General features: G+C 73.5%; 5 protein-coding genes. 1 reads left to right on the top strand and 4 read right to left on the bottom strand.

Annotated features, from left to right (window positions below; translation table 11 throughout):
• Window positions 1-110 precede the first annotated feature (110 nt).
• Complete coding sequence (locus tag HCJ92_RS22040) at window positions 111-707, bottom strand: hypothetical protein (protein WP_167935363.1); 597 nt, start codon at window positions 705-707, stop codon at window positions 111-113.
• Window positions 708-1,076: 369 nt separating this feature from the next.
• Here HCJ92_RS22040 and HCJ92_RS22035 point away from each other — a divergent pair, with 369 nt between their 5' ends.
• Window positions 1,077-1,637 carry a dihydrofolate reductase family protein gene (locus tag HCJ92_RS22035; protein WP_167935362.1) on the top strand — a complete coding sequence of 187 codons (561 nt, stop codon included), beginning with the start codon at window positions 1,077-1,079 and terminating at the stop codon, window positions 1,635-1,637.
• 26 nt (window positions 1,638-1,663) lie between these two features.
• On the opposite strand, the gene HCJ92_RS22030 is transcribed toward HCJ92_RS22035, so the two are convergent.
• From HCJ92_RS22030 to ilvD, 3 genes are all read right to left on the bottom strand, one after another.
• On the bottom strand, window positions 1,664-2,173 hold the full coding sequence (locus HCJ92_RS22030) for a hypothetical protein (protein WP_167935361.1): 510 nt from the start codon (window positions 2,171-2,173) through the stop codon (window positions 1,664-1,666).
• A 90-nt stretch (window positions 2,174-2,263) separates the two neighbouring features.
• Complete coding sequence (locus HCJ92_RS22025) at window positions 2,264-2,872, bottom strand: Uma2 family endonuclease (RefSeq protein ID WP_209311448.1); 609 nt, start codon at window positions 2,870-2,872, stop codon at window positions 2,264-2,266.
• A 141-nt stretch (window positions 2,873-3,013) separates the two neighbouring features.
• Complete coding sequence (ilvD, locus tag HCJ92_RS22020) at window positions 3,014-4,858, bottom strand: dihydroxy-acid dehydratase (RefSeq protein ID WP_167935360.1); 1,845 nt, start codon at window positions 4,856-4,858, stop codon at window positions 3,014-3,016.
• Between the last annotated feature and the right edge of the window lie 258 nt (window positions 4,859-5,116).

Genomic DNA, 5,116 nt, shown 5'->3' with positions numbered 1-5,116 from the left:
CCCCCGGGGGGCCGAAGCGGGCCCGGCGCTGACCGCGGAGGTCGGGCGACAGGGCAGGGCCCGGACTCGGTGCGCACGGCGGGCGCGGTCGAGGGCGGGTCGCCGACGCTTCAGTCGTCGGCGGAGGCGGCGCGCCTGCGGAGCACCCAGGCGCCGCCGGCGCCGACCGCCAGCAGCACGGCGGAGCTCCCGGCGAACACGGCGATGGTGCCGTCGGAGCCGCCCACACCGCCGCTGACCCCGCCCGAGGGGACGGTGGGGCTCGCGGAGGCGGTGGGCGTGGCGGTCGGGGACGCCGTCGCCGTGGGGGTGCTGGTGGGGGACGCGGTCGGTGAGGTGGTGGAGTCTGCCTGGACCACGCGGAGCGTCCCGGTGACGACGTCGCCGTTGGCGCAGGTGACCCCGACCCCGTAGTCGCCGACAGTGGCACGGGTGGGCACGGTGAACTGGCCGATCAGGATCTCGGGCACCACACCCGGCCGCAGGGTGAAGGTGCCGCCGCCCAGGGTCGTGGCGTCGCCGCGGGCGGTGTCGTCGCCGTCGCAGTCGGCGGTGTTGACGGCGACCGCGTCTCCGGGGTGGGCGGGGTTGGGGAAGAGTTCGACGGTGCCGTCGTCCTGGGCGTTGGCGGCACCGGCGGAGAGTCCGAGGGATATGAGTACGGCGGTGGCTGTGGCGAGGCCACGGCCGTGGCGGGTCAGGCGCATCTGGTCCTCCGCTGGGGGCACGGCGGCGGTGCGCGCGTCGCACCGCTTGTTCCGATACGACCCGGATTCGCGGCGGCGCGCGCGGCGGGAACCGCGTCGCAGGCGGGTCGCCCGGCCGGGCCGGGCGGGGGAACTTCGGCGTGTATCCGCTGGTCAAGCCGGTGTCGAGGAGGCGCGGGCGGAGCGGCGGAAGTTGCGGCGAACGGGCGACACTCCGATGGCCGAGATGGTGGCGGCGGGGCACGGTGGGGAGCGGGGCCGGGCTCCGGATCGGCCCCGGTCGGGGAACGGCGGCGCGTGGACCGGCCGGAGCACGGGCAGCAGCGCCTCAGGGATCAGCAACACCCGAGCGAGACGAGGGAGACCACCGTGCGCACCCTGTACGCCTTCATCTGCACCAGCCTCGACGGACGGACCGCCACACCCGGCGGGGACCTGTCGTGGCAGACCCTCGACGAGGAGTTCGACGCCCTGTCGCTCAACCAGCTGGTGGAGACCGACGCCGTGCTCCTGGGCCGCCGCACCTATGAGGGCATGGCGGCCTACTGGCCCACCGAGACGGGCCGCGAGTACAACCCGCGGGTGGCGGAGCTGATGAACGGACTCCCGAAGCTGGTGGTCTCCTCGACGCTGCGGGAGACCCCGTGGGAGAACAGCGAGCTGCTGACGGTCGGGGAGGGCGGCCTCGCCGGGACGGTCGCGGAGCTGAAGCAGCGGCCCGGGCGGGCGATGGCGGTGCTCGGCAGCCCGACCCTGACCGCGGGGCTGCTGGCGGCGGGCGTGCTCGACGAGCTGCGGGTGCTGGTCAGCCCGGTCGTGCTCGGCGAGGGGCCGTCGCTGCTGGAGGCGCTGCCGGGTCGCACGTCGCTGCGGCTCGCGGACTCCCGAGCGATGGGCTCGGGTGCGGTGCTGTCGACCTACCGTCCCTGACCTGCACGGTGACCCCGCCGTCGCGGTCAGCGGCGACGGCGACCGCCCTTGGCGGTCCGACGGGAGGGGTTGCCGGTCCGCTTGGAGGTGCGGCGCCGGTACTGGCTGAGCTCCTGCTCGTACACCGAGCGGCGGAGCTGCTCCCCCGGCGCCTCCAGGCCGCTGCGGATGCCGTAGGCGAGCAGGACGCCGACGAAGCCGATGGCCTTGATGGAGCGGAACGCGTGCTCGTCGGCGGGGACGGGCCGCTTGTAGGAGGCCCAGGTGCGGTTGAACGCGACGGCCGAGCAGATGGCGAACGCCAGCACCAGGAGCGTGGTGAGCCAGGTGGCGGAGTTCGCGATGTACAGCCCCTCGTAGACCAGGCGCAGCAGGACCACGCCGACGACGGCGAGCGAGACCGCCGCCAGCCCCAGCGCGAACCGGCGCACCGGGTACAGCCCGGAGCGGTCCACCCAGGTCGTGCCGTAGAAGCGGATGGGCTCGGGCTTCGGGGCGTCGTCGCCCTCGGCGACGCTCTGCGGCTCCTTGCTCATGGCGGTCATTATGACGGGCGCCGCCCGGAGCCGGAGGGGGAGGTGGGCGGAAGCGGGCGTTCCGGTCGCGCCGCGCCGGTCGCCCGCGGCTCAGAGGGTGTGGACGGCGGTGAGGTCGACGTCGACGGGGAACGGCGCGGACACCTTCAGCCGGTCGTGGAAGATGCCGGTCGGCACGCAGGTGCCGGTGACGTCGTCGCGCTCGTACACGTAGACGACGGGGTTCTCGTCGTCGGCGGACATCTCCACCCGCCAGAAGTGCCGGATTCCTGCGGCGGCGTACTTGTGCGGCTTGGTGTCGCGGTCCCGCGCCGTGGAGTCCGGCGAGACCACCTCGACCGCGAGGACGACGTCCTCGGCCTGGTAGCGGGTGGTGGTGAGGCCGCGCGCGGCGGCCTGGGCGGACACCACGGCCAGGTCGGGCTCCGGCGCGTTCCGGGTGTCCAGAACGACCGTGGTCTCACGCCGTACCCGCAGGCTCGTCGGCGCGTGGCCGCGCAGGGCCATCTCCAGCAGGGTGATGGTCAGCGCGTGGAAGTCCCGCTGCGGACTCATGAAGACGAGGCTCCCGTCGATCAGCTCGGTGTGCGGCGGGAGGTCGGGGAGCCGGTAGAGGTCCTCCACGGTCCAGCCGCCTTCGGGCGGCACCGGCCAGGAGACGGGGCGGCGCGGTTCGGCGGCGGTCATGAGTCCTCCCATGCACGGGATCCTGCCTCGTGCCGCCCACACTACCCAGCGCAGAAAGGGTTCACCGGACCGAACGAGCGAAACACCCGCGAACCCGTCCGTAGGCGGCGCAGCGGCGGCCGGCGTCGTCACGTGCGGGGGGCCTTCGGGCGGTCAGCCCTCCAGCTTGGTGATGTCGCGGACGGCGCCCTTGTCGGCGCTGGTCGCCATGGCGGCGTAGGCGCGCAGCGCCAGCGAGACCTTGCGCTCGCGGTCGACGGGCCGGTACTGCCCGTCGAGCGCCTCGCGGCGGGCGGCGAGCGTGGCGTCATCCACCTTGAGTTCGATGGTGCGGTTCGGGATGTCGATGGCGATGAGGTCGCCGTTCTCGACCAGGGCGATGGTGCCGCCGGCCGCGGCCTCCGGGGAGACGTGACCGATGGACAGCCCGGAGGTGCCGCCGGAGAACCGGCCGTCGGTGATCAGCGCGCACTTGGCGCCCAGGCCGCGCCCCTTGAGGAAGGCGGTCGGGTAGAGCATCTCCTGCATGCCCGGCCCGCCCTTGGGCCCCTCGTAGCGGACGACGACGACGTCGCCCTCGGTGACGCGCTTCTGGAGGATGGCCTCGACCGCCGCCTCCTGGGACTCCACGACGACCGCGCGTCCGGTGAAGGTCCAGATCGACTCGTCCACGCCGGCGGTCTTCACGACGCAGCCGTCGGTGGCGAGGTTGCCGTACAGCACGGCGAGGCCGCCATCGGCGCTGTAGGCGTGGGCGGCGTCGCGGATGCAGCCTCCCGCGGCGTCGGTGTCCAGGGTGTCCCAGCGCTCCGACTGGGAGAAGGCCGTCGAAGAGCGGACGCAGCCGGGGGCGGCGTAGAACATCTCGGTCGCCTCGGCGGAGGGCGAGCCGCCGCGGATGTCCCAGCTCTTGAGCCACTCGGCGAGCGAGTCGGCGTGGACGGCGTGGACGTCCTCGTGGAGATGGCCGGCGCGGTGCAGCTCGCCCAGGATGGCGGGGATGCCGCCCGCCCGGTGGACGTCCTCCATGTGGTAGTCGCCGTTGGGGGCGACCTTGCAGACGCACGGCACCCGGCGGGAGACGGCGTCGATGTCGCTCATGGTGAAGTCGAGCCCGGCCTCCTGCGCGGCGGCCAGCAGGTGGAGCACGGTGTTGGTGGAGCCGCCCATGGCGACGTCCAGGGCCATCGCGTTCTCGAAGGCGGCGCGCGAGGCGATCGCGCGGGGCAGCACGGTGGCGTCGTCCTGGTCGTAGTACCGCTTGGTGATCTCCACGACGGTGCGGCCGGCGGCCTCGTAGAGCTCGCGGCGCGCGGTGTGGGTGGCGAGCACGGAGCCGTTGCCGGGCAGGCCCAGCCCCAACACCTCGACCAGGCAATTCATCGAGTTGGCGGTGAACATGCCGGAGCAGGAGCCGCAGGTGGGGCAGGCGGCCTCCTCGATGCGCTCCAAGTCCTCGTCGGAGACGGTGTCGCTGACGGCCTCGGACATGGCGTGCACCAGGTCCAGGTTGGAGCGGACCGTGCCGTCCACGAGGGTGGTCTTGCCCGCCTCCATCGGTCCGCCGGAGACGAAGACGGTGGGGATGTCGAGGCGCAGCGCGGCCATCAGCATCCCGGGGGTGATCTTGTCGCAGTTGGAGATGCAGATCAGCGCGTCGGCGCAGTGCGCCTCGGTCATGTACTCGACCGAGTCGGCGATCAGGTCGCGGGAGGGCAGCGAGTAGAGCATGCCGCCGTGGCCCATGGCGATGCCGTCGTCCACCGCGATGGTGTTGAACTCGCGGGGGATGCCGCCGGCGGCGCTGATGGCCTCGGAGACGATCCGGCCGACCGGCTGGAGGTGGGTGTGGCCGGGGACGAACTCGGTGAAGCTGTTGGCGACGGCGATGATCGGCTTGCCGAAGTCCTCGCGCGCTACGCCGGCGGCGCGCAGGAGGGAGCGCGCCCCCGCCATGTTGCGGCCGTGGGTGACGGTGCGGGACCTCAGTGTCGGCATGGCTCGGCGCTCCCGGGAGGGTCTTGGTTCTGCGGGTCGTTCTGCTGGGATCAGGCTGGATCGGGCTGGGGTCGCGGCGCTCGGTGAAGGCCGCTGCCCGGGTTCCCTCGGGCGGTGCGCGGCGCTCGCGCCGCGCGCGCTCGACGGTGCCCCGGGTGTCGAGGGTACGCGTCCCGCCCGCCTGGCGGGACGCTCGTACCGGATCGTGAGACCGGTGGCGGCGCCGCGGGCGGAGCCCGGTGCGCCGCGGGCGGGCAC

It is taken from the genome of Streptomyces spiramenti (genome assembly GCF_012034385.1).
In the GTDB taxonomy this organism is placed as follows: Bacteria; Actinomycetota; Actinomycetes; order Streptomycetales; family Streptomycetaceae; genus Streptomyces; species Streptomyces spiramenti.
This window is presented reverse-complemented; position numbering and strand designations above follow the sequence as displayed.